Annotated in this window: 23 protein-coding genes; 13 read left to right on the top strand and 10 right to left on the bottom strand. The window is 70.1% G+C overall.

Annotation, left to right across the window (positions count from 1 at the left end; genetic code table 11):
* Window positions 1-91: 91 nt before the first annotated feature.
* The 5 genes from ETD85_RS17545 to ETD85_RS17525 form a co-directional block, all read right to left on the bottom strand.
* Window positions 92-676 (bottom strand): hypothetical protein, encoded by a 585-nt coding sequence (locus tag ETD85_RS17545; RefSeq protein ID WP_138690793.1) that lies wholly within the window; start codon window positions 674-676, stop codon window positions 92-94.
* A complete protein-coding gene (locus ETD85_RS17540) occupies window positions 673-1,161 on the bottom strand; it encodes a SigE family RNA polymerase sigma factor (RefSeq protein WP_138690792.1) in 489 nt (162 codons plus the stop codon). Before ETD85_RS17540 ends, ETD85_RS17545 begins: the two co-directional genes overlap by 4 nt.
* A gap of 108 nt (window positions 1,162-1,269) precedes the next feature.
* Window positions 1,270-1,926 carry a response regulator transcription factor gene (locus ETD85_RS17535; RefSeq protein ID WP_138690791.1) on the bottom strand — a complete coding sequence of 219 codons (657 nt, stop codon included), beginning with the start codon at window positions 1,924-1,926 and terminating at the stop codon, window positions 1,270-1,272.
* The gene (locus tag ETD85_RS17530) at window positions 1,923-3,029 is read right to left on the bottom strand and encodes a sensor histidine kinase (RefSeq protein ID WP_138690790.1); all 1,107 of its coding nucleotides are present in this window, start codon (window positions 3,027-3,029) and stop codon (window positions 1,923-1,925) included. The genes ETD85_RS17535 and ETD85_RS17530 overlap by 4 nt, the downstream gene beginning before the upstream one ends.
* Complete coding sequence (locus ETD85_RS17525; protein WP_138690789.1) at window positions 3,026-3,712, bottom strand: DUF998 domain-containing protein; 687 nt, start codon at window positions 3,710-3,712, stop codon at window positions 3,026-3,028. The genes ETD85_RS17530 and ETD85_RS17525 overlap by 4 nt, the downstream gene beginning before the upstream one ends.
* Before the next feature lie 310 nt (window positions 3,713-4,022).
* Here ETD85_RS17525 and ETD85_RS17520 point away from each other — a divergent pair, with 310 nt between their 5' ends.
* The 4 genes from ETD85_RS17520 (at window position 4,023) to ETD85_RS63145 (ending at window position 6,806) form a co-directional block, all read left to right on the top strand.
* Window positions 4,023-4,283, top strand: a complete 261-nt coding sequence (locus tag ETD85_RS17520; protein ID WP_138690788.1) for a hypothetical protein — start codon at window positions 4,023-4,025, stop codon at window positions 4,281-4,283.
* A 199-nt stretch (window positions 4,284-4,482) separates the two neighbouring features.
* A complete protein-coding gene (locus tag ETD85_RS17515) occupies window positions 4,483-5,157 on the top strand; it encodes a tetratricopeptide repeat protein (protein ID WP_138690787.1) in 675 nt (224 codons plus the stop codon).
* A gap of 75 nt (window positions 5,158-5,232) precedes the next feature.
* Window positions 5,233-5,568, top strand: coding sequence for an ArsR/SmtB family transcription factor (locus ETD85_RS17510; RefSeq protein ID WP_138690786.1), 336 nt, complete (start codon window positions 5,233-5,235; stop codon window positions 5,566-5,568).
* Between the two features lie 11 nt (window positions 5,569-5,579).
* Entirely contained in the window at window positions 5,580-6,806 is a 1,227-nt protein-coding gene (locus tag ETD85_RS63145) for a GNAT family N-acetyltransferase (protein WP_170246723.1), read from the top strand.
* Window positions 6,807-6,846: 40 nt separating this feature from the next.
* Here ETD85_RS63145 and ETD85_RS17495 read toward each other — a convergent pair whose 3' ends face one another.
* The 4 genes from ETD85_RS17495 to ETD85_RS17480 all read right to left on the bottom strand — a co-directional run bounded on the left by ETD85_RS17495 (window position 6,847) and on the right by ETD85_RS17480 (window position 10,313).
* Complete coding sequence (locus ETD85_RS17495; RefSeq protein WP_138690785.1) at window positions 6,847-7,230, bottom strand: ArsR/SmtB family transcription factor; 384 nt, start codon at window positions 7,228-7,230, stop codon at window positions 6,847-6,849.
* Window positions 7,231-7,413: 183 nt separating this feature from the next.
* The gene (locus tag ETD85_RS17490; protein ID WP_138690784.1) at window positions 7,414-8,811 is read right to left on the bottom strand and encodes an FAD-dependent oxidoreductase; all 1,398 of its coding nucleotides are present in this window, start codon (window positions 8,809-8,811) and stop codon (window positions 7,414-7,416) included.
* A gap of 159 nt (window positions 8,812-8,970) precedes the next feature.
* Window positions 8,971-9,732, bottom strand: a complete 762-nt coding sequence (locus ETD85_RS17485; RefSeq protein WP_138690783.1) for an alpha/beta fold hydrolase — start codon at window positions 9,730-9,732, stop codon at window positions 8,971-8,973.
* The gene (locus ETD85_RS17480) at window positions 9,729-10,313 is read right to left on the bottom strand and encodes a TetR/AcrR family transcriptional regulator (protein ID WP_138690782.1); all 585 of its coding nucleotides are present in this window, start codon (window positions 10,311-10,313) and stop codon (window positions 9,729-9,731) included. The genes ETD85_RS17485 and ETD85_RS17480 overlap by 4 nt, the downstream gene beginning before the upstream one ends.
* 163 nt (window positions 10,314-10,476) lie before the next feature.
* Between ETD85_RS17480 and ETD85_RS17475 the strand changes: the two genes are divergently transcribed.
* The gene (locus ETD85_RS17475; RefSeq protein ID WP_138690781.1) at window positions 10,477-11,262 is read left to right on the top strand and encodes a sporulation protein; all 786 of its coding nucleotides are present in this window, start codon (window positions 10,477-10,479) and stop codon (window positions 11,260-11,262) included.
* A gap of 45 nt (window positions 11,263-11,307) precedes the next feature.
* Here ETD85_RS17475 and ETD85_RS17470 read toward each other — a convergent pair whose 3' ends face one another.
* Window positions 11,308-12,276, bottom strand: coding sequence for a magnesium transporter CorA family protein (locus ETD85_RS17470; protein ID WP_138690780.1), 969 nt, complete (start codon window positions 12,274-12,276; stop codon window positions 11,308-11,310).
* Window positions 12,277-12,681: 405 nt separating this feature from the next.
* Here ETD85_RS17470 and ETD85_RS17465 point away from each other — a divergent pair, with 405 nt between their 5' ends.
* The 8 genes from ETD85_RS17465 to ETD85_RS17430 all read left to right on the top strand — a co-directional run bounded on the left by ETD85_RS17465 (window position 12,682) and on the right by ETD85_RS17430 (window position 21,431).
* Entirely contained in the window at window positions 12,682-13,143 is a 462-nt protein-coding gene (locus ETD85_RS17465; RefSeq protein ID WP_138690779.1) for a MarR family winged helix-turn-helix transcriptional regulator, read from the top strand.
* Window positions 13,121-15,562 carry a PEP/pyruvate-binding domain-containing protein gene (locus tag ETD85_RS17460; RefSeq protein WP_138690778.1) on the top strand — a complete coding sequence of 814 codons (2,442 nt, stop codon included), beginning with the start codon at window positions 13,121-13,123 and terminating at the stop codon, window positions 15,560-15,562. The genes ETD85_RS17465 and ETD85_RS17460 overlap by 23 nt, the downstream gene beginning before the upstream one ends.
* Before the next feature lie 117 nt (window positions 15,563-15,679).
* A complete protein-coding gene (locus ETD85_RS17455) occupies window positions 15,680-16,009 on the top strand; it encodes a PadR family transcriptional regulator (RefSeq protein ID WP_138690777.1) in 330 nt (109 codons plus the stop codon).
* 2 nt (window positions 16,010-16,011) lie between these two features.
* A complete protein-coding gene (locus tag ETD85_RS17450) occupies window positions 16,012-16,422 on the top strand; it encodes a DUF1048 domain-containing protein (RefSeq protein WP_138690776.1) in 411 nt (136 codons plus the stop codon).
* Complete coding sequence (locus ETD85_RS17445) at window positions 16,422-17,228, top strand: ABC transporter ATP-binding protein (RefSeq protein WP_138690775.1); 807 nt, start codon at window positions 16,422-16,424, stop codon at window positions 17,226-17,228. Before ETD85_RS17450 ends, ETD85_RS17445 begins: the two co-directional genes overlap by 1 nt.
* A gap of 9 nt (window positions 17,229-17,237) precedes the next feature.
* Complete coding sequence (locus tag ETD85_RS17440) at window positions 17,238-17,999, top strand: ABC transporter permease (protein WP_138690774.1); 762 nt, start codon at window positions 17,238-17,240, stop codon at window positions 17,997-17,999.
* Between the two features lie 68 nt (window positions 18,000-18,067).
* Window positions 18,068-19,267, top strand: coding sequence for a cytochrome P450 (locus tag ETD85_RS17435; RefSeq protein ID WP_138690773.1), 1,200 nt, complete (start codon window positions 18,068-18,070; stop codon window positions 19,265-19,267).
* 262 nt (window positions 19,268-19,529) lie between these two features.
* A complete protein-coding gene (locus tag ETD85_RS17430) occupies window positions 19,530-21,431 on the top strand; it encodes a CocE/NonD family hydrolase (protein ID WP_138690772.1) in 1,902 nt (633 codons plus the stop codon).
* Window position 21,432 lies beyond the last annotated feature (1 nt).

The raw sequence follows: 21,432 nt of genomic DNA, 5'->3' as shown, positions 1-21,432 counted from the left end.
ACCACCACCACCACCCGCCGCCGCGGCGGGCGGCGGGTGAGGCGCGTACGGCCCGACTGTCCCGGACACCCCGGAAACTTCCTCGCCGGATCTACCTGGGGAGCTCAGTGCTGCACCGGAGGGTGTCGCCGGCGTAGGCCAGGCCGAAGACGGCGCCCAGCTTGCTCGGGCTGTCCGGCAGGTAGTCGGGCGTCCTGATCCCAGCGATGATCTTCGTGCCGGCGGGCATGGCCGACGGATCGAAGGTGATCATTACGCGCCCGTTCTCCTCCTTGCTGCTGTACATGACCTTCTCGAAGCCCGGGATGTCGGCCGGGGACTGGCAGAACTCGTTGATCCGGATGTCGGCAGGGATGCCCGCCTGAGCCAAGGTGCTCTCCAGGGCCGCCGGGTCGAGAGTCTGCTCCTTGGTGAGCTCGACGGTGACCGTACCGTCGGCGTTGCTGTTGACGGAGAAGGCGGCGAGCTGGACGTGCACGCCCGCGGGAGGCGCGTTGACCTGCGGACCGCCGGTCGCGACGGCCAGCGACAGCCCTCCGGCCACGGCGACCCCCGCCGCGATCGCCGTGACTTTCCTGCGGCGGCGCGCCCGGCCTGCCGCGACGATCCGCTCGACGGGGGTGTGCATGTGCACGCCCTCCATCGACTCCCTCATGGTGTCGAAGACGTCGTTCATGATTGGCCCTCCTGGGTGATGGCGATGGCGAGGTCGGTGCGCAGCGTGGCGACGGCCCGCGCCAGGTGTGCGGTGACGGTCCCTGGAGCGATGCCGAGGGTTCTGGCGGTGGTCTCGGTGTCCAGGTCGAGGAAGACCCGCAGCGCCACCACCTCCCGCTGCCGCCTGGGCAGGCGCCGCAGGGCGGCCGTCAGCGCAGGGTCGATGCCCTGCGCCTGCTGGCGTCCTTCGGCGTCCTGGTCGGCCAGGGCGATCTCGCGGCGGCGTCTTCGCCACCACGAGACGTGGGTGTTGAGCGCGGTGCGCACGACCCAGGCGCGCGGGGCGGGATGCGTCCGCACCTTGCGCCAGGCGCTCCACGCCTGCGCGTACGCCTCGGCGACCAGGTCCTCGGCGAGGTGCGGGTTCCCGGTGCCGACCACTACGGCACGCAGGCACGCGTCCCTGCTGTCCCGGTAGAACTCCTCGAACTCCAGTTGCTCCACACCCTCTACACGCCTGGGAGAGCCGGCACACTTACCGGAATTCTCACAATTGTTCGCGCGTGGATTTGGCCCGCTCCCGAGCTCGTCGCCGAGGAGCCGCGAGCCCGCTCAGGTGTCGGTGGGGGCCGGGCTGACGAGGCCGTGCTCGTAGGCGAGGATGACCAGCTGCACGCGGTCCCGAACGCCCAGTTTGGTGATGGCCCTGGTGATGTGGGTCTTCACGGTCAGCGGGCTGATCACCAGTGCGGCGGCGATCTCGTCGTTGGACAGGCCCGTCGCCACCAGCCGGACCACCTCGCTCTCTCGCGTCGTCAGCGCGTGCAGCGTCGCCGCGGGCCGCGGGCGGTGGGCGAAGCGCTCGACGACGCGGCGGGTGACGCTCGGTGACAGCAGGGCCTCGCCCGCCGCCACGACCTCGACCGCCCGGCGCAGCTCGGCCAGATCGACCTCCTTGGTGAGGAAGCCGCTCGCGCCCGCCCGCAGGGCGTCGAAGACGTTCTCGTCGGTGTCGAACGTCGTCAGGATGATCACTTTGGTCGCCGGCAACTGGGACAGGATGTGGCGGGTGGCGTCGATGCCGTGCATTCCCGGCATCCTGATGTCCATCAGCACGACGTCCGGCCGTAGCCGGATTGCCTGGTCTATCGCCTCCTCGCCCGTGGCGGCCTCGCCGACGACGGCCAGGGTTTTGGCGCGGGCGAGCAGGGCGCGGAAGCCCGCCCGTACGAGGGCCTGATCGTCGACGAGCAGCACGCTGATGGTCATGACGCCAGGCCGCTCATGTGCGCCGTCAGAGGCAGGACGGCCCGTACGGCGAAGCCGCCGGCGTCGGCGTCAATGTCCAGCGTTCCCCCGATGACCGTGACACGCTCGCGCATCCCGGTCAGGCCGTGCCCCGCGGTGTAGCCCGCCGTCGTGTTCCCGTCATCGGCGACCCGCACCACCAGGTCCCGGGCTCCGGCCTGCACCTGGATCGTGAGGTTGTCGGCGTCGGAGTGGCGCAGGGTGTTGATCACGGCCTCCTGGACGACTCGGTACGCGGTGAGGGCCTGGGCCGCCGGGACGGCGGCGAGGTCGCCCTCCGGTTCGTAGCGCACCTCCAGCCCGGCGGCCCGAGCCTGTGCGACCAGGTCGGCGATGGACTCCACGCCCTGCTGCGGGGTGTCGCGGAGCTCGCCCACGAACGCCTTGAGGTCCCTCATGGCCTGGTTGCGCACGTCGATCGCGGTGCGCAGGGCGGCCTGTGCCTCTTCGGGTGAATCGTCCAGGGCGGCGACGGCGACGTTCAGGTGAACGCCGACGACGGCCAGGGTGTGGGCGACCACGTCGTGAACCTCCCGGGAGATGTGCAGGCGTTGCTCGGCCAGCCGGGTCTGCTCCAGCTGCGCGAGGCGGGCCCGGTGCTCGGCCCGCCACCGGCCGTACTGGCGCGTGGCACTCGCCGCGGCCAGCACCAAGGCCAGCCAGAGCAGCTCGACGCCGCCCCGGGCGAGCACTTCCGGGGTGTCCAGCCCTTGCCGGCTCAGGCCGTACGCCAGCGTGAGGGCGCCGACGCCGGCCGCCCACCCGGGCCGGGCCAGCGCGGCGGTGAACAGGGCGGCCGACAGCGGCCAGATCCAGCCGCCCTCGAACAGGCCGGAGCTCTGGTAGCCGATGAGCACGACGGCGGACACGACCAGGACGAGAAGTGGGCGGCGTCTGCGGGCCAGCAGCAGTCCTCCCAGGAGGACGCCCAGGGCGAACGCGCCGTGCCACAGCAGCGGCGCGCCCATCACGGTCGCGCCCGCGGCCACGGCCACGCCGGTCAGCAACGCCAGCATGAGGTCCGCCAGCAGGGCCCGGCGCGGCCTGATCGTGCCTGCGCTCACGCTCTGTCGCCCGCCGTCACGTGGCCCTCCGAGCCCGTTGTCACGTTGCCCTTCGAGCCTGTCGTCACGTTGCCCTTCGAGCCCGCCGTCATGAAGCGGGTCTTGGACGGGCCGGTGGCGGCCAGGGCGAGCCAGAGCACGTTCAGGCCGAGCAGGACCCGCTCGGCCAGGCCCAGCGGGGCCGTGTGCGTGAACGCCATCGCGTCCGCCATCGCCACCGCGAACAGCACGAACGCCGCCGACGACGCCCAGGCCAGCACGGTCAGCCCCCGCGCCTTCGACGCCCACGCGGGCTCGCGCCGCCAGCGCCTGGTCAGCCCGACGATCGCGATCGCCAGCGCGAGCAGCCCCACCCAGGCGGCCACCCCGTGCACACTCTCCGACAGCGACGGGTTGGCCCAGTTGCCGGGCGGATCGGCCGGGAAGATCGCCGTGACCAGGGCGCAGCCGGCCCACACCCACAGCAGCCCTCCGCCCCATCCGCGGTCCGCGGCCGAGCTGGCCAGGGCCGCGGTCCCGACGGCGAACCCCAGCAGGCCGATGGTCACCAGCCATCCGTACGGGAGGTTGACGTACCTGCTGATCGTCTCGTCCATCGGGTCGTATCCCCGGTTGACCACGTCGGACATCACGAAAGAAAGGATAGCGATTGCGAAACCAGTCAAAGAGAACTTCTTGCTCATAGCCCCCAACGGTAGGTTTCGGTGACGGCCGGGCACATCAGCCTCAACGCGTCACCTGAGCCTGCGCCATCGGAGTACCCGGCTACACCAATCGATGTACTACTCCCGTGGTCGTAGATCGGCCGATCCTCATCCCGGCGTCGTACGTCTGGCAGCTCCCCCTGCGGGACGACCGGGCGGCACGGCCCGGAGGACGATCTCGAGTCATGACAGCCGCCCAGAAGGCCGCTCCGGCGGTCAGATATGTCCAGGGTTCGCCCTGCTGGCGACCGGATTGCTGGCGGGGGCGTTCGGATACGGCGCCGCCAACGTGATCCCCACCTTCCACACGGTCGCGCTGCCGGTGCGGCTGACCTTCCACACCGCGATGATGGAGGTCAACGAGCCGGTCATGCAGACCGCGATGGCGCTGGCGATCCTCACCTCGTTCGGCCTGGCGGTCCTGACCCGGGGTCCGTCCCGGTGGCTGGCCGGCGGAGCGGGCGCGCTGGTCATCGTCGTCGGCGTCCGCACCCGGCCCGCTGCGGGTGCCGGGAACTCGTCGGGCGCGGCGGCGCTCGGCCGCCCGTAGGCCGCCTGGGCTCGGACGGTTACCAGCGGGAGGGCCGGCTGCCAGGAGACGATGCGCGACCACGTCGCAGGCTGCCGGCGGGCAGGTCAGGGAGTGGCCAGGTGGATGGTCCCGGAGGGCAGGTTCGCTGGGCTCGCTCTCGTCAAGATCGCCTGCGTACCATGTCCGCACCGAGGAGGACTGGGACGGGGTGAGCGGGATGGCGGTTGACGGACGTATCGAGCACACCAGGCTCTTGTACGAGCGCACCATCTTCACCGGCGATGCCGGTGCGCTGGCGGAAGCGGACCGGGAGCTGGACCAGGTCGAGGCCGACCTGGCGATGGCTCGGGGCCGCATCCTGCACGGGCGCTTTCTGGAAGGGGGGCGCGAAGATCCGCTCGAGCTGACCTTGTTCGAGCGCGCGACGCAGCTGTACCGGATGCTCGGCGACGCGACGGGCGAAGCCGAGTCGCTGTTCTGGGTGGGCTGCTTTCACCAGGTCGTACGTGGTGACGCCGGGACCGCCGTTCCCCTTCTCGAGCAGGCATACCACCTGGCCACGCGGGCCGGAGACCGGCGTACGCAGGCCGAGGCGCTTCGGCATCTGGGAATCGCGGACCATTTCGCGGGCCGGTTGGATGCCGCGCGGGAGCGGTTGGAGGAATCGCTGCGGGTGCGCCGGGAGCTCGGGCTGTCGGCCGGGGCCGCGGCCAACCAGGTCGGGCTGATCTACATCGCCGCCGCACAGGGCCGTCATGGCGACGCGCTGGCGCTGGCGGAGGAGGCGTACGCCACCGCCGAGTCGTGCGGGGCGGAACGCGTCATGCGCCAGGTCGAGGAGGCGCGTGCCCAGATGGTGACGCCGGCCGGCGATCACGAAGATCGTCAGTGAGGCGACCTACCAACCGGCGGGAATCCCGGAGGAGCTCTATCTTTGTCCATCTTCATCGACTATCGTCGATTAACGATGAAGAGTGAAGAGGGGCCGCTGCCGCGGGCGGAGGCCGAAGAGTACGCCGGCTGGTTCAAGGCGCTGGCGGACGCGACGCGCATCCAGATCGTGTCGCTGCTGGCCCGGCGGCGCGTGCCGATGAGCGTGGGCGAGATCGTGGCCGCGTCCGGGGTGGGCCAGTCCACCGTCTCCCACCACCTGAAGATCCTGGCCGAGGTGCGGTTCGTGCTGGTGGACAAGCGCGGCACCGCGAGCTTCTACCGGATCAACGACAACTGCGTGAGCTGCTTTCCCACCGCCGCCGACGTGGTGATGGGCAACCCCGTCCCGGCAACGCCCACCTGCGGCTGAGGAGCATCGCCATGGCACACGACGAGATCATCGATCACTACTCCAGCCTGGCCAGGGCGGCGCTGACGGGCGAGACGGTCACCGACTGCGATCCGGAGTCCTTCGGCCAGGAGTGCTTCGGCGTCGCCGGCTACGACGAGGACGCGGCCTCGCTGCCCGAAGGGGTGGTGCGGGCCAGCCTGGGATGCGGCAACCCCGTGGCGGCCGCCGAGTTGCGCGCCGGCCAGACCGTGCTCGACCTGGGCTCGGGCGGCGGCATCGACGTGTTGCTGTCGGCCCGCCGGGTCGGCCCGCACGGCACGGCGTACGGGCTGGACGCCAGCGCCGACATGCTGGAGCTGGCCCGGCGCAACGCGGCACAGGCGGGCGTGCCGAACGCCGAGTTCCTGCACGGCACGATCGAGAAGGTGCCGCTGCCGGACCGGTCGGTGGATGTGGTCATCTCCAACTGCGTGATCAACCTGTCTGATGACAAGGCCGGGGTGCTGGCGGAGGCGTTCCGGGTGTTGCGTCCGGGCGGCCGGTTCGGCGTCAGCGACGTCGTGGCCGACGGCGCGCTGGACGTGACCCGCCGGGCCGCGGTCGAGGAGCGCATCGGCTGCGTGGCCGGGGTGCTGCCGGTGGCCGGGTACCGCGAGCTGCTGGCGGCGGCCGGGTTCGTCGGCGTGCGCATCACGTTGACCGCGGACCACGGCGACGGCGTGCACTCGGCGATCGTCCAGGCCGCCAAGCCGTCCGCCGGCCCCGCCCTGGAGATCCGGCCGATGCGTGCGGGCGATGCCGATCAGGTCCTGGACATCTATCAGGCCGGGCTGGACACCGGCCAGGCCAGCTTCGAGACCACCGCGCCGAGCTGGGCAGACTTCGACGCGGCCAAGCTGGCGCACCTGCGCTACGTGGCCGTCGACGCATCGACCGGCCACGTCGTCGGCTGGGTCGCGGGCTCCCCGGTGTCCGCCAGGCCCGTGTACGCCGGGGTGATCGAGCACAGCATCTACGTCCATCCGGGCTGCCAGGCGCAGGGCATCGGCCGCGACCTGCTCTCGGCATTCGTCGCCGCCGGCGAGGACGCGGGCGTCTGGACGATCCAGTCCGCGATCTTCCCGGAGAACACCGCCAGCCTGGTACTGCACCGATCCCTCGGCTTCCGGGTGGTGGGCACGCGCGAGCGCATCGGCCGGCATCACGGTGTCTGGCGCGATGTGATCTTCATCGAACGCCGCAGTCCGCACGTCTGACCCGCCGGCACTGCCGCCCAGCCCGCTCGCGGTTGCGAGGTCAGGCGCGGGCCGATCGCGCCAGTGGCGTGAACAGCGCCCCGAGCCGGGTCACCTGCTGGGGGATGATCCAGTAGTAGACCCAGGTGCCGCGTCGTTCGCCGTCGATCAGCCCGGCGGTGCGCAGCACCTTCAGGTGGTGGCTGATGGTGGGAGCGGTCAGGTCGAAGGCGTCGGTCAGATCGCAGACGCAGGCTTCGCCGCCGGCATGGGAGCCGATCATGGACAGCAGCCGTAGCCGGACCGGGTCGGCCACGGCCTTGAGCAGCACGGCCAGCTCGGTCGCCTCGCTTTCGCCGAGCGGCTGGCGGGCGATCGGCGCGCAGCACGCCGCGTCCTGCGTGCCCTTGCTGTTCGGGACGAGGGGCAGGGTGGTGGCGGTCATGCGGGAGCCTCCGGACCGGGCGTGGTGGTTCGATGCCTGTCTAAATGATAGGCGGTGGTAGCCGATCAGCGACCCGGCGGCGATGAGGCGGGCCGGTGGACGGGACCTGCCGGTCGGTGGGTCCCGTCCAGGCGCGGCCCCGCCCGTTGTGCGGCGAGTGTGACGTGCCTCCTCGAACGGGGGTCAGCCGCAGCAGCCGCCGCCCTGCGCGGCCCCGGCGGTCGCCAGCGGCAGCGGGGTGCCCAGCAGGCCGCCGCTGATCCCGGTGGCCAGGCCCACCCGCTGCTCCTGGGCCTCGGCCAGGCTGGAGGAGCACACCCCGGTCTCGGGCAGGTCCAGCCGCACGTCCCGGGCGGCCTCCCAGTCGCCGGCCAGGGCGGCGACGACCGAGCGGGCCTGCTCGTAGCCGGTGGCCAGCAGGAACGTGGGGGCGCGGCCGTAACTCTTGACCCCCACCGCGTAGTAGCCGGGCTCGGGGTGGGCCAGCTCGTCGGCCCCGTGCGGCGGGACGGTGCCGCAGGAGTGCGCGTTGGGGTCGATCAGCGGTGCCAGCGCGCGGGTGGAGCCGAGGACCGCATCGAGGTCGAGGCGCAGCTCACCGGCGATGGCGTGGTCGGGCCGGTAGCCGGTGGCGGCCACGATGCGCTCGGCGGTGATGGTCTGCTCGGCGCCGGACGGGTCGCGGCTGATCACCCGTACCTGATCGCCGTCGCGCTCGATGGCGTGGGTGAAGAAGCCGGTCACCAGGCGGATGCGGCCGGTGGTGACGTGGGCGTGCAGGCGGGTGCCGAGCGCGCCGCGGGCGGGCAGCGCGTCGGCCTCGCCGCCGCCGTAGGCGCGGCCGGCGTCGCCGGCGCGGATGGCCCAGGTGATCGGGGTGTCCTCCAGCTGGGCGAGGGCGAGCAGGGTGGTGGCGGCCGAGTGACCGGCGCCGACGACCAGGACGTGCCTGCCCGCGTAGCGGTCGCGGTCGGCGCCGAGCACGTCGGGCAGCGCGTGGTCGACCAGGTCTGCCGCGTCGCTCTCGCCGCGGGCGGGCAGGCCGCTCGCGCCGAGCGTGCTCGGGGTGGCGTAGGTGCCGGAGGCGTCGATGACCGCGCGGGCGTGCAGCTCGCTGCCGTCGGCCAGACGGATCAGGAACGGCGCCGCCTCACGCCCGGCGGTGCGGACCCGGTCGTAGCCGAGCCTGCTGATCGCGCTCACCTTCGCGCCCAGGCGGATCCGGTCACCGAACAGCTTGGCCAGCGGGGCCAGGTAGTCATCGATCAGCTCGGCGCCGGTCGGCAGCCACTCGGCGTCCGGGGCGCTCCAGCCGTCGGCTTCCAGCAGGCGGCGGGCCGCGGAGTCGATGTTGTACTTCCACGGGCTGAACACCCGTACGTGGCCCCATCTGGCCACCGACGCGCCCGCCTGCTCACCCGCTTCCAGCACCACGAAGTCGAGACCGCGTCCGGCCAGGTGGGCGGCCGCGGCCAGCCCGACCGGGCCGGCGCCGATCACCACGATGGGCAGCTCGTCAGGCCGTGCGGCCTGCGTGCTGGGCTCCAGCTCGACGGCGGTAGGACCGCAGCATCCGCTCATGGCGCATCTCCTCGCTGGTGCACGTGGGCCTGTGCCACGCGCTGTTTTGAAGTCTGTCTAAGTACGCTCGTCTGGCAGGATGCCGCACAACTTAGAGATATGTCAAATTAGAACTTCATCGAATCAGACAGGGTCGGGTAGCGCGGTGATCGGTGTCGCTCAGCTGTCTGTCAGGAAGGCCAGCGCGTCGGGGGCGAAGCGCTTGTCGGTGAACGTGCCGCTGTGCCCGCGGTCCGGGTAGACGACGAGCTGGGCGTCGGGGATCCCCTCGACCGTCTGTCTGGCCAGGTCCAGCGGGTAGACGAGATCCTTGCCGCCCTGGATCAGCAGGGTGGCCGCCTTGATGTCGGCCAGCCGCCCGCGCAGGTCGAAGCCGTCCTCGGCCTGGAGCACGGTGACGGCGTCGGTGTGGTCCTCGTGGCCGCTGTCCGACAGCCAGAGCAGCCCTTTGACCAGCCGGCGGCCGACGGCCGATTCCGTGACGATCTCGGCCAGCGCCGGGCTCGGCCGCTTGCCCTGCCGCGCGCGTTCCATGTAGGCGCGCTGGGCTCGCCTGCCGGCCGGGCCGAGGGTGGCGGCCGTGCCGCCCAGGACCAGGCGGTCGACCAGGTCGGGATGGTCGGCGGCGAGCTGGAGGGCGATGGATCCGCCGGTGGAGATGGCCAGCACGTTCACCGGGCCGTCGAAGGCGCTCGTGATCCCTCGCGCGTACACGGTGGCGAGGTCCGCCATCGTCGTGGTCGGTGGCAGGCCGGGCGGGCGGTTGACGATGTGGACGGTGAAGTGCTGGGTGAACGGTCGCACCATCCGCATCGTCGACCAGCGGGCCAGGCCCGTCGGGTTGGCCGCTCGCGGGGTGTAGAGCAGGACGACCAGGGGCGGGCCGGCGCCGGCCGACAGGTGTGGAAGGTCGTTCATCATGAGGTGAGCCCTTCTGTGACGGCGTCGATCAGGCGGTCCATCACGGCCGGGTAGACGTCGGCCCCCAGATGTTCGGCGTGCAGCGGGGTGAGCAGGACCGCGCGCAGCACGCCGAGCAGCACCTGGGGGTCGCCGTCCAGCCGGGTGCCGAGGAACTGGAGCAGGTCGGCCATGGGGCCGCCCGAGGCCGCGGCCATGCGTTCGGGGGTGAGCCTGGCGGCGACCGCGGCCATCTCCTGAGGATGGGACATCAGCCGCCGGTAGAGCGGGTTGGTGTCGAGCTCGGCGACCGTGGCGCGCAGGAAGCGGCGCAGGGCGTCGCGGGTGTCGGTGCCGCGGTTGAGCCCCTCGTCGATCACCCGCTGTCGCACCTGCTCGCTCTGGCGCAGCATCGCCTCGAAGTAGAGGTCCTCCTTGGAGGCGAAGAAGGCGTAGAGCGAGGACTTGGCGATCCCCGCGGGAGCGGTCAGCTCTTCCAGGGAGGTCTTGCGCAGGCCCTGGGCCGCGAAGAGCCGGGTGGCGGTGTCGAGCAACCGCTCGATGATCCGCGACCGCTCCTCCGGTGAGAATGCTGGAGGCATGATGTTTCCATATGAACAGATTAGTTTTTTGTTCACAGGGTAGCTCATGGCGGGTGGGCCGGCGCTGCCGTGCTGACGGTCGGCCCGGCTCATCGGAACCCAGCCCCAGGCTCGGTCGTTCAGCTGAACAAGCGGCTGATCCAGGTGAAGCAGGGAAACCACCGTGGTCTTCAAACGGATGCTCGGTGCCTTCGGCGACGGCGGGCCCTCGGTGGGCACTCTCCTGGCCATGTCACGGACGCAGCCTGGGGGCACGCTGTCCGGTGAAGTACGCCTGAAGGGCGGCGATCACGACGCCCGCGTCGAGCGGATCGGCCTCGGGCTGGTCGCGCGGGTGGAGCCGGCGCGGAGGGAAGGCGGGGAGCAGAGCGGGCTCGTGGAGCTCGCGCACGCCGAGGTCTCCGGCCCGTCCACGCTCGGGCAGGGACAGGACCGTACGATCGCGTTCCAGGTCGCGGTGCCGTGGGAGACCCCGATCAGCGAGATCGGCGGCCGGCACCTGGCCGGCCTGGCCTTGGGCGTCCGCACCGAAGTGGTCAGCGCCGCCATGGTGGTGGAGCAGGGCGATCTGGACATGGTCGCCGTCCGGCCGCTGCCCTCCCAGCAGCGCGTGCTGCACGCGTTCGCCCAGCTCGGTTTCCACTTCGTGTCCGCTGTCCTGCGGGCCGGCGGGCTCGCGGGTGTGCGCCAGGATCTGCCGTTCTACCAGGGGATCGAGTTCTATCCCCCGACCCGTTATGCGGGCTCGATACACGAGGTCGAGCTGGCGTTCGTCCCGAGCCCGTCCGGATTGGACGTGGTCTTGACGGTGAACGGGCATGCCGGCCGCCACTGGTCCGGCGGGGCCGTCGGACGCTTCCAGATGACTCATGCGGAGGCGCTGCGCACCGACTGGCCCAGCGAGGTCGACCGCTGGCTGGGCGGTCTGACCCGGCACGCCCGCGGCTAGGGCGATCTTCGCCGGCGATGCCGGCGCTCACCGTCCTGGAACGCCTCAGAGCCAGTCGCGTTTGCGGAAGGCGAGGTAGAGGCCGAGGGAGGCGGTGACGATGACGATGCTGGAGGTCCAGAACCCGATCGGCTGATCCGCGCCGGGATAGGGCACGTTCTGGCCGTAGAAGCCGGTGATCATGGTGGGGATGGCGATGATCGCGGCCCAGCTCGTCAGCTTCTTCATGATGGTGTTGAGCCGGTAGCCCTGCTGGCTCAGGTGGGTCTCGCGGATGTTGCTGACCAGGTCGCGCAGGGAGTCGGTCCATTCAGTCACGCGGAGCACGTGGTCGTAGACGTCCTGGTAGTAGGGGGCCATGGGCGGCTCGACCACGTGCAGGTCGCGGCGGAGCAGGCTGTTGATCACTTCGCGCATGGGCAGGACGCCACGGCGGAACTGGACCAGGCTCTTGCGCAGGGCGAAGGTGTGGCGCTGCATCTCGCGGCTGGGCTGCTCGCCGAACAGATCGCCTTCGAGGGTCTCGATCTGGTCGTCCAGCGCCTGGATGACCTCGAAATGGCCGTCCACGACGACGTCCAGCAGGCCGTGCAGGAGGAAGCCGACGCCGTGCTTGGCCAGGTCCCGGCTGGCGTCCCAGCGTTTGACCACCTCGTCGATGTCGAACTGGTCGTTCTCGCGCACGGTGACCAGGGCGGTGCGGGTGACGAAGATGTTGATCTCGGTGGAGTCCAGCTGTCCCGTGTCGGGGTCGAGCCGTTCGCCGTACACGGTCAGGAAGAGGTGGCTGTCATAGACGTCCAGCTTGGGACGCTGGCGGTCGTGCAGCACGTCCTCCACGGCGAGCGCGTGCAGGCCGAGCTCCTCGCTGATCACGTTGAGGTCCGCAGGGCTGGGGGAGCACAGGTCGAACCAGATGGCGCAGCCCGGATCGGCCACGAAATCTGACACATCGGACACAGGGAAGCCCTCGGCCTCCAGCACTCCGTGACGGTAAAGACGGGTACGAGCCATGCAAGGCAGAGTAAAGCCCCGGCATCGGCGGTCACTTCACAGGACGGTCGCCAGGCCAGGGGCGGGGAGCGGCACGCCCGCGATACGGCCCGCACTGAATGTGTCCCGGAAAGGACCGGATGTGTCAGCGCCTTCCATAATGCCGTGTCGACATATCCCCGAAAGCGACACTTAATGCCTCTGGTTGGGTTTCGGAGAAAAAGTGGATCAGTGTGCTTATAGAGCCTTACTTGTGCCGTTTCCGGGAGAGGTTGAGGGGCTGAAGTGGCGGCCGGGACGCTCGACGGTGCGCGGCCCCCGAGGGGGGCGGGCGTCTTGACGCCTTCTTGACGCCACCGGCTCTTGTCGCGCGATAGTCGCCTATACAACGATTAGCTGCGGATTGGCAATCAATGCGATGTGGCAATGGAAATCGATGACATCTCCTGGGACCACCTGCTCGAACTGATCCGTTCGATGCAGAGCGACCTGCTGCCCAGCCTGGTCCGGATGCACGAGGACGACGATCTGTCCCTGCTCGACGGCACGATGCTGCGGTTACTCGACCGCGGCGAGGACCCCACCGTGCGCGAGCTCGCCGCGCTCATCGGCCGGTCGGACTCACGGACGAGCCGCATCGTCGACCGGCTGGTACGGCGCGGCCTCGTGGCCAGGGAAGAGGACGAGCGCGACCGGCGGGTACGGCGGGTCCGCCTCACCGGGCGGGGTGAGGCGCTCCTGCAACGGATCGACCGGCTGCGGGTGGAGACCCAGGCGGAGCTCTGGCGCCACGTCACCGACGACGACCGGATCGTGCTGATCCAGGCCATGGAGATCTACGCGAAGGCAGCAAGGAGAATCAGGGATGAACGTGATCGGTCTGGCTGACGTCGACGCCGGCATGATCGAGCTCGTCGGTGGGAAGGCCGCCGGGCTGGGCGAGATGATCAGAGCCGGGGAGCGGGTGCCGGACGGTTTCTGCCTCACGACCGAGGCCTTCCGCGCGGGAGGCATCCCCGATCGAGAGGTCGCCGACGCCTACGAACGCCTCGGGAAGGGGCCCGTCGCCGTACGATCCAGCGCCACCGCCGAGGACCTGCCCGAGGCGAGCTTCGCCGGCCAGCAGGACACCTTCCTGGAGGTCGCCGGGACCGACGAGCTCCTGGAAGCCATCCGCAAGTGCTGGGAGTCGCTCAACACCGAGCGGGCGATCGCCTACCGCGCCGCGCACCACATCGACGAGTCGGCGATCGCCATGGCGGTCGTCGTCCAGCGCATGGTCGAGCCGCAGGCGGCCGGGGTGCTGTTCACCGCCAACCCGATCACCGGCACGCGCGGGGAAGGCGTCGTGGACGCCACCCCCGGGCTGGGGACCGCCGTCGTCGACGGCTCCACCGACACCGACCACTACGTGCTCGACGGGACCCGCCACGACCACGGCTGCCTCAGCCAGGCGCAGCTCGACGAGCTCGGCGCGGCGGGACGGCGGCTGGAGGAGCACTTCGGCTCGCCGCAGGACATCGAGTTCGCCTTCGACCATGACGGCACGCTGTGGCTGCTGCAGTCCAGGGCGATCACGACGCTGTTCCCGCTGCCGCCCGGGCGCGGCCTGCCGCAGCCGCGGGTCTACCTGGAGATCGGGCACATGCAGGGGCTGCTCCACCCGGCCACGCCGATGGGGATGTCCGCGCTGCTCCTGGTCACCGAGCAGTGGCTGGAGTCCATGAGGATGCGGAACGTCCAGGACAAGGTCAAGCAGATGATGGTGGACGTCGACGGCCACTTCTACGTCGATCTCACCCCGTTCGCGCGCAACAAGAAGATCCGTCAACGGCTGCCGGCCGGCATGGAGATCTACGGGCCCCGGGTCAGCACGGCGCTGGCCAAGGTGCTGGAGGATCCCCGCTTCGCGCCGGTCCCGGGCCGGCCGTACCGGCTCAGCACCGTGACGAAGGTGGCCACGCGCCTGGGGCCGACCATCGCCACCGGGATCGTCGGCGCCCTGATCAGGCCGGAGGCGGCGCGCACGCGTACCTTCGGCCTCATCGACCTGGCGCGGCGGACGAGCACGCCGCCGGCGGGCGACCTCACCCCCGTTCAGCGGCTGCGGTTCGCCGAGGAGGTCCAGCGCCCGCTGTTCGCCAAGGAGCTCAACCAGGCCATGGGGCCGCTCTTCGCCGGCATCATGTGCCGCCAGATCCCGGTCGGCCTGCTCAAGGGCGTGGCCACGCAGGAGGAGGTGGAGTCGACCACGCGCGGCCTGCCGTACAACGTCACGACCGACATGGACCTGGAGCTGTGGCAGGTCGCGGTCAACGCGCGCCCGCACCGCGACCTGTTCCTGAACACCCCGGCGGAGGAGCTGGCCGGACGCTACCGGGCCGGGGAGCTTCCCGACATCGGCCTGGGGGCCTTCCTCGACAAGTACGGCCATCGCGGCGTGGCCGAGATCGACCTCGGCGTCCCGCACTGGGCGGACGACCCGGCGCCGGTCTTCTCGACGATCGCGAACTACCTGCGGGTCACGGACCCCGAGCAGGCCCCCGACCGCCGGTTCGAGCGGGCCAGGCGCGAGGCCGAGGCGAAGATCGACGAGCTGGTACGGCGTGCGCGCCGCCGCCGCCCGATCCGCGCGGCCCTGGCCGGGTTCTTCATGCGCCGCGCCCGGCAGCTCGCCGGGCTGCGGGAGCTGCCGAAGTTCGTGTGGCTGATCCCGCTCGTGGAGATACGCCGCCAGATGCTCATCATCGGCGCCGCACTTGTCGAGCGCGGGCTGCTGGACGAGGCCGGCGACATCATGTTCCTGTACGTGTCCGAGGTCCAGCAGGCCCTGGACGGCACCGACCTGCGCGGGCTCGTCGCCGAGCGCAGGCAGTCCTACCGCCGCGAGATGCGCCGCAGGAACGTCCCCGGGCTGCTGCTGTCCGACGGCACCGACGTGGAGGCGGCGCTGCCCGCACCACCGGCCACCGAGGGGACGCTCACCGGTCTGGCCGGCGCTCCGGGGCAGGTCACCGGCCGGGCCCGCGTCGTGCTCAGCCCGGCGAACGCCCACATCGAGCCGGGAGACATCCTCATCGCGCCGACGACCGACCCCGGCTGGACCCCGCTGTTCATGACCGCCGGCGGGCTGGTCACCGAGACCGGATCCCCGATGGCCCATGGACCGACGGTCGCCCGCGAGTACGGCATCCCCGCCGTCATCTGCGTCCGCGACGCGACCAGGGAGATCAGGACGGGCCAGCTGATCACCGTCGACGGTGCGGCCGGCACGGTCAGGCTGGAGGAGGAGCCCGCCACGCCGTGACGCCGGGGTAGTCCGTCCTGGTTTGCGCCCCAGCTATTAAGTGTTGCTAGATACCGGTAGTCAGTGTTACTGTTTACCGGTAATCAGCAATGCTTAGTAGCTGAAGGGAGGTGTTCCGTGGGCAAGCTGGTGACGGAGATGCTCAAGGGAACGCTGGAGGGCATCGTCCTCGCGATCCTGTCCGCCCGGCCCGCGTACGGCTACGAGATCACGGCGTGGCTCCGCGATCGGGGCTTTTCCGACATCGCCGAGGGCACGGTCTATGCGCTGCTGGTCAGGATCGAGCGGCGCGGTCTCGTAGACGTGGAGAAGGTCCCGTCCGAGAAGGGGCCGCCGCGCAAGGTGTACTCCCTGAACGTGCAGGGACGGGACTATCTCGAAGAGTTCTGGATGACCTGGAGCTTCCTCGCGGAACGGCTCGGAAAGCTTCGCGAAGGAGGCAAGTAGCCATGGCCGCAGAGTCGAGTGAGCCGAAGAGCCGCGCCCGGCAGTACCTGGAGGTGGTCACCGGGCCGCTGGAGGACAAGAAGCGCTGGCGGCAGTACAAGGCGCGGATCAAGGCGCTTCCGGAGAACTACCGGGTGGCGGTCGAAGCGATGGAGCGCTACCTGATGCACTTCGGGCCGGGAGACGGCGCCGACGCAGCGTCGATGTTCGAGGACCTGGCCGACCTGTTCGAGCGCGGCGCGGCGGACGGTACCCCGATCCGCGAGATCTTCGGCGAGGACCCGGTGGAGTTCGTCGAGGCGTTCATCCAGAGCTACTCCAGAGGGAGCTACATCCGCCGGGAGCGGGACCGGCTCACCAGCGCCGTCGAGCGCGCCGCCGGTGAGGACACCACGAGAGACAGGAGGGTCTGATGACGACCCAGCACGCCCAGGCGATCCAGGTGCAGGGCCTGGAGAAGTCGTACAAGGATCTGCAGGTGCTGCGCGGCGTGGACTTCACCGTGGCGCGGGGCAGCATCTTCGCCCTGCTCGGCTCGAACGGAGCGGGCAAGACCACGGTGGTGAAGATCCTGTCCACGCTGCTCAAGGCCGACGCGGGCACGGCCCGCGTCAACGGCCTGGACGTCGCCACGCAGGCGGCGGACGTACGGGAGTCGATCAGCCTTACCGGGCAGTTCGCCGCCGTCGATGAGATCCTCAGCGGGCGGGAGAACCTGGTGCTGGTCGCCCGGCTGCGGCACCTCAAGGACCCCGGCAAGGTCGCCGACGATCTGCTCGAACGGTTCTCGCTGACCGACGCCGGCGCGCGCAAGGCATCGACGTATTCGGGCGGCATGCGCCGCCGCCTCGACATCGCGATGAGCCTCATCGGCAATCCGGCGGTCATCTTCCTCGACGAGCCCACCACCGGACTCGACCCCCAGGCGCGCATCGAGGTGTGGCAGACCGTCAAGGAGCTCGCCGACCGGGGCACGACGGTGCTGCTCACCACCCAGTACCTGGACGAGGCCGAGCAGCTCGCCGACCGGATCGCGATCCTGCACCAGGGCCGGATCATCGTCAACGGCACGCTGGCCGAGCTCAAGCAGCTGCTCCCGCCGGCCAAGGTCGAGTACGTCGAGAAGCAGCCGACCCTCGAAGACGTCTTCCTCACCCTCGTCGGCGACAACGGCACAGACGGCGACGCCGGCAATCACCGCGTCCCAGCAGGCAAGTAAGGAACCATCATGACCAAGCACTTCTTCGGCGACACCGCCGTCCTCTTAGGGCGATCCCTGCGCCACATCACCCGCAGCGCGGACACCATCATCACCACCACGATCATGCCGATCGCCATGATGCTGATGTTCGTCTACGTCTTCGGCGGCGCGATCCAGACCGGGTCGGACTCGTACGTGAACTACATGCTGCCCGGCATCCTGCTCATCACCGTCGCCTCCGGCATCGCCTACACCGCGTTCCGGCTGTTCATGGACATGAAGAGCGGCATCTTCGAACGCTTCCAGTCCATGCCGACCGCGCGCTCGTCGGTGCTGTGGGCGCACGTGCTGACCTCGCTGATCGCCAACCTGATCTCGCTCGTCGTCGTCGTGCTCGTCGCCCTGCTCATGGGCTTCCGCACGAGCGCCGGAGTGATGGCGTGGCTCTCCGTCGCCGGCGTCCTGGTCCTGTTCACCCTGGCGCTGACCTGGATCGCGATCATCCCCGGCCTGACAGCCAAGACGATGGAAGGCGCGAGCGCGTTCTCCTACCCGCTCATCTTCCTGCCCTTCCTCAGCTCGGCCTTCGTACCCACCGCCACCATGCCCGGCCCGGTCCGCTTCTTCGCCGAGAACCAGCCGGTCACCTCCATCGTCAACGCCATCCGCAACCTGTTCGCCGAGCAGCCCGTCGGCACCGACATCTGGATCGCCCTGGCCTGGTGCGTCGGCATCCTCGTCGTCGCCTACGCCTTCGCCATGAACACCTACCGCCGCAAGATTTCCTGAGCCGGGCCGCCGGCTGAGCTTTCAGAGCTTCGGCGAGCACGTAATCCCGTGAGTAGAGAGGAATGGTCATGGAGCACACCTTCACCGCGCTGCCGACCGCGCGTCAGCCCGGCTGCCCCTTCGATCCGCCCAAGGAGCTGACCGAGGCCCGCGAGCACGGACCGATCAGCCGCTTCCCGTTCCCCGACGGGCACGAGGGCTGGATGGTCACCGGCTACGACCTGATCCGGTCGATCCTGGCCGACCCGCGGTTCAGCTCCCGCAAGGAGCTCATGCGTCACCACCCGCTGATGGACCTCGGCGACTTCGAGGTCCCTCCGGCGCCGCCCGGCGAGTTCCTGCTGATGGACGACCCGCAGCACAGCCGCTATCGCAAGCCGCTGGTGGGCACGTTCACCGTCCGGCGGATGCGGCTGCTCACCGAGCGGGTCGAGCAGATCACCGCCGAGCACCTGGACGCCATGGAGCAGGCCGGGCCGTCGGCGGATCTGGTGACCGCGTTCGCCAAGCCCGTACCCGCCATCGTGATCTGCGAGCTGCTGGGGGTGCCGTACGAGGACCGGGGTTCCTTCCAGGACAACATCGACAAGTTCCTCGGCGGCGAGGTCGGCGACGAGGAGCTGATCGCGGCCTACACCGCGACCCAGGAATACCTCGCCGAGCTGGTGGCCGCCAAGCGGGCCAACCCCACGGACGACCTGCTCAGCGATCTCATCGACGGCGAGTTCACCGATGAGGAGCTGCGGGGGATGGCCCTGATCCTGCTGTCGGCCGGGTTCGACACCACCGCGAACATGCTGGCCCTGGGCACCTTCGCCCTGCTGCAGAACCCGGCGCAGCTGGCCGCCCTGCGCGCCGACCCGGCGCTCACCGACAAGGCGGTCGAGGAGCTGATGCGGTATCTGACCGTCGCCAAGACGTCCATGCGCACGGCGCTGGAAGACGTCGAGCTGGGTGGCCACACCATCAAGGCCGGTTCGATGATCTTCCTGTCCTACCACACGGCCAACCGCGACCCCGAGCGCTTCACCGACCCCCACGTGCTCGACCTCGCCCGGCAGGACGGCGGCCACCTGGCCTTCGGCCACGGCATCCACCAGTGCCTGGGCCAGCAGCTGGCCCGGGTCGAGATGCGGGTCGCCTTCCCCGCCCTGCTCGACCGCTTCCCCACGCTGCGCCTGGCCGTACCGGCCGAAGAGGTCAGCCTGCGCCCGGAGACCGCCGACATCTACGGCGTCAAGAGCCTCCCGGTCACCTGGGACGTGTGACCGCCGGCCGGTGACCCGGCAGGGTCGCCCGCCCCCCTCCGCGAGATCGTGCTCCGGTCCGGCCCTTGACGACTTCGCCGGCCACGCCGCTGACAGCACTGTGACCTGTCGGGCCGCACCCGCACCCCTTCGCTCGCACCCCTTCGCCGCACTTTTGCTCGCACCGTGGTGAGCTCGCCGCTGCCCGCCGGCGTGCTCGCCACCGCCTCCGCATGCGCCGCGAATCCCGCTTTCAGCAGTAATCGACCCAGATGGAGGACGCATGTCCCGTTGGAAACGGCGAGGGCTCCTCGCCGCAGTCACACTCGCGGCCCCGCTCGTGGTCGCCGGTGCTCCCGCCGCGTCCGCGACCGCGGAGCCGAGGATCGAGGTCTCCGGCGGGGTCACGCAGCCCGCCTTCTCCTACCAGGACGCCATCCGCGAGCACGTCCGGGTGGAGTCGCCGGTGGACAGCGACGGCGATGGCAAGAAGGACCTGGTCCGGGTGGACATCATCCGGCCGAAGGAGTCCGGTTCCGGGCTCAAGGTTCCAGTGATCATGCAGGAAAGCCCCTACTACGATGATCCGGGGGTCGGCTACGAGATCGAGAAGAAGACGTACGACGCGCACGGGAACGTGACGAAGTTCCCGATGTATTTCGACAACTACTTCGTGCCGCGCGGGTACGCGTTCGTGTCCGTGGACATGATCGGCACCAGGTTGTCCGACGGCTGCCCGACCTCCTACGGCGCCGCCGACGTGCTGGGCGGCAAGGCGGTCGTCGACTGGCTGAACGGCCGCGCGACCGCGTACGACGACCAGGGCGAGCCGGTCGCAGCCACCTGGACCACCGGACGTACCGGGATGATCGGCCACTCCTACGAAGGAGCGCTCGGCGTCGGCGTGGCCGGCACCGGGGTGCCGGGGCTGGCGACGATCGTGAACCTCGCCGGCTACACCAGCGGATACGAGAACTCGCGCAACAACGGCACCATCATCTGGTTCAAGGGCGCGGCGGCCTGGCAGTCCAGGCGGGTCGACAAGGACCCGGACGAGAAATGCGCGGCGGTGCGCGAGCAGCTGCTCGAAGGCTCCGACGACGCCACCGGCAACTACAACGCCTACTGGCACGAGCGCAACTACCGGAACGGGCCGATCTCGAAGGCGCGCAACATCCGCGCCAGCGTCTTCGCGGTGATGGGCATGCAGGACCGCAACGTGGTCGGCAGCCAGTTCTCCGAGTGGTGGGCCGGGCTGCCCCGTAACGTGCAGCGCAAGGCGTGGGTGACGCAGTACGGGCATCTCGACCCGTTCTGGGCCCGCCGCGAGGTGTGGCTGGACACCCTGCACCAGTGGTTCGACCACGAGCTGATGGGCGTCGCCAACGACATCATGCGGCAGCCGCGCGTTGACGTGCAGCTCGGCCCGGACCGGTGGATCACCCAGGCCGAGTGGCCGGCACCGGCACGCACGACGACCCTGCGGCCGCAGCGGGACGGCTCCCTGGGCGGTAAGCCCTCGACCGGAACCGGCAGCTACATCGACGCCGCCCGGACCGAGGTCGCGATGGCCGACAATCCCGGCGTCACCCACCCCAACCGGCTGGCCTTCCTGACCCCGCCGCTGAAGACCGCGATGCGGCTGTCCGGCACACCGTCGGCGAGCCTGCGTCTCAAGCTCGACAAGCCGACCGCCAACCTGGGCGTCCTGCTCGTCGACTACGGCACCGACACCCGCATCAACTACCGCGAGAGCACCCTGACGGCCGCGCAGGGCCTCAAGTTCATCGGCGGCGAGGACTGCGTGGGCGAGAGCACGGCCGATGACGACGGCTGCTACCTCAGGGCCGGCGACAACACGGCGACCTCCGGCTTCAACGTGGTCACCCGAGGAATCCTGGACGCGCAGAACCACAGGTCGCTGAGCCGCTCGACACCGCTGACGCCGGGTAAGCCGTACCAGATCACCTGGAAGTTGCTGCCGCAGGACTACGAGTTCAAGGCCGGGCACCGGCTGGGCCTGGTGCTGACCGGAGCAAACGACGACTTCAACCTCGACGAGAGCGGCAACGGCACCGGCACCGACGCCGAACCCGGCACCGGGGCCACGGTCACCATCGACCTGGCCGGCACCTCGATCTCGCTGCCGGTGGTCAACGGCACAGGATCGCGACGATCGCCCTGAT

This window comes from Nonomuraea zeae (genome assembly GCF_005889725.1).
Classification (GTDB): Bacteria; Actinomycetota; Actinomycetes; order Streptosporangiales; family Streptosporangiaceae; genus Nonomuraea; species Nonomuraea zeae.
Note: the sequence above shows the minus strand (reverse complement) of the source record. Positions and strands in the feature narration are given on the sequence as shown.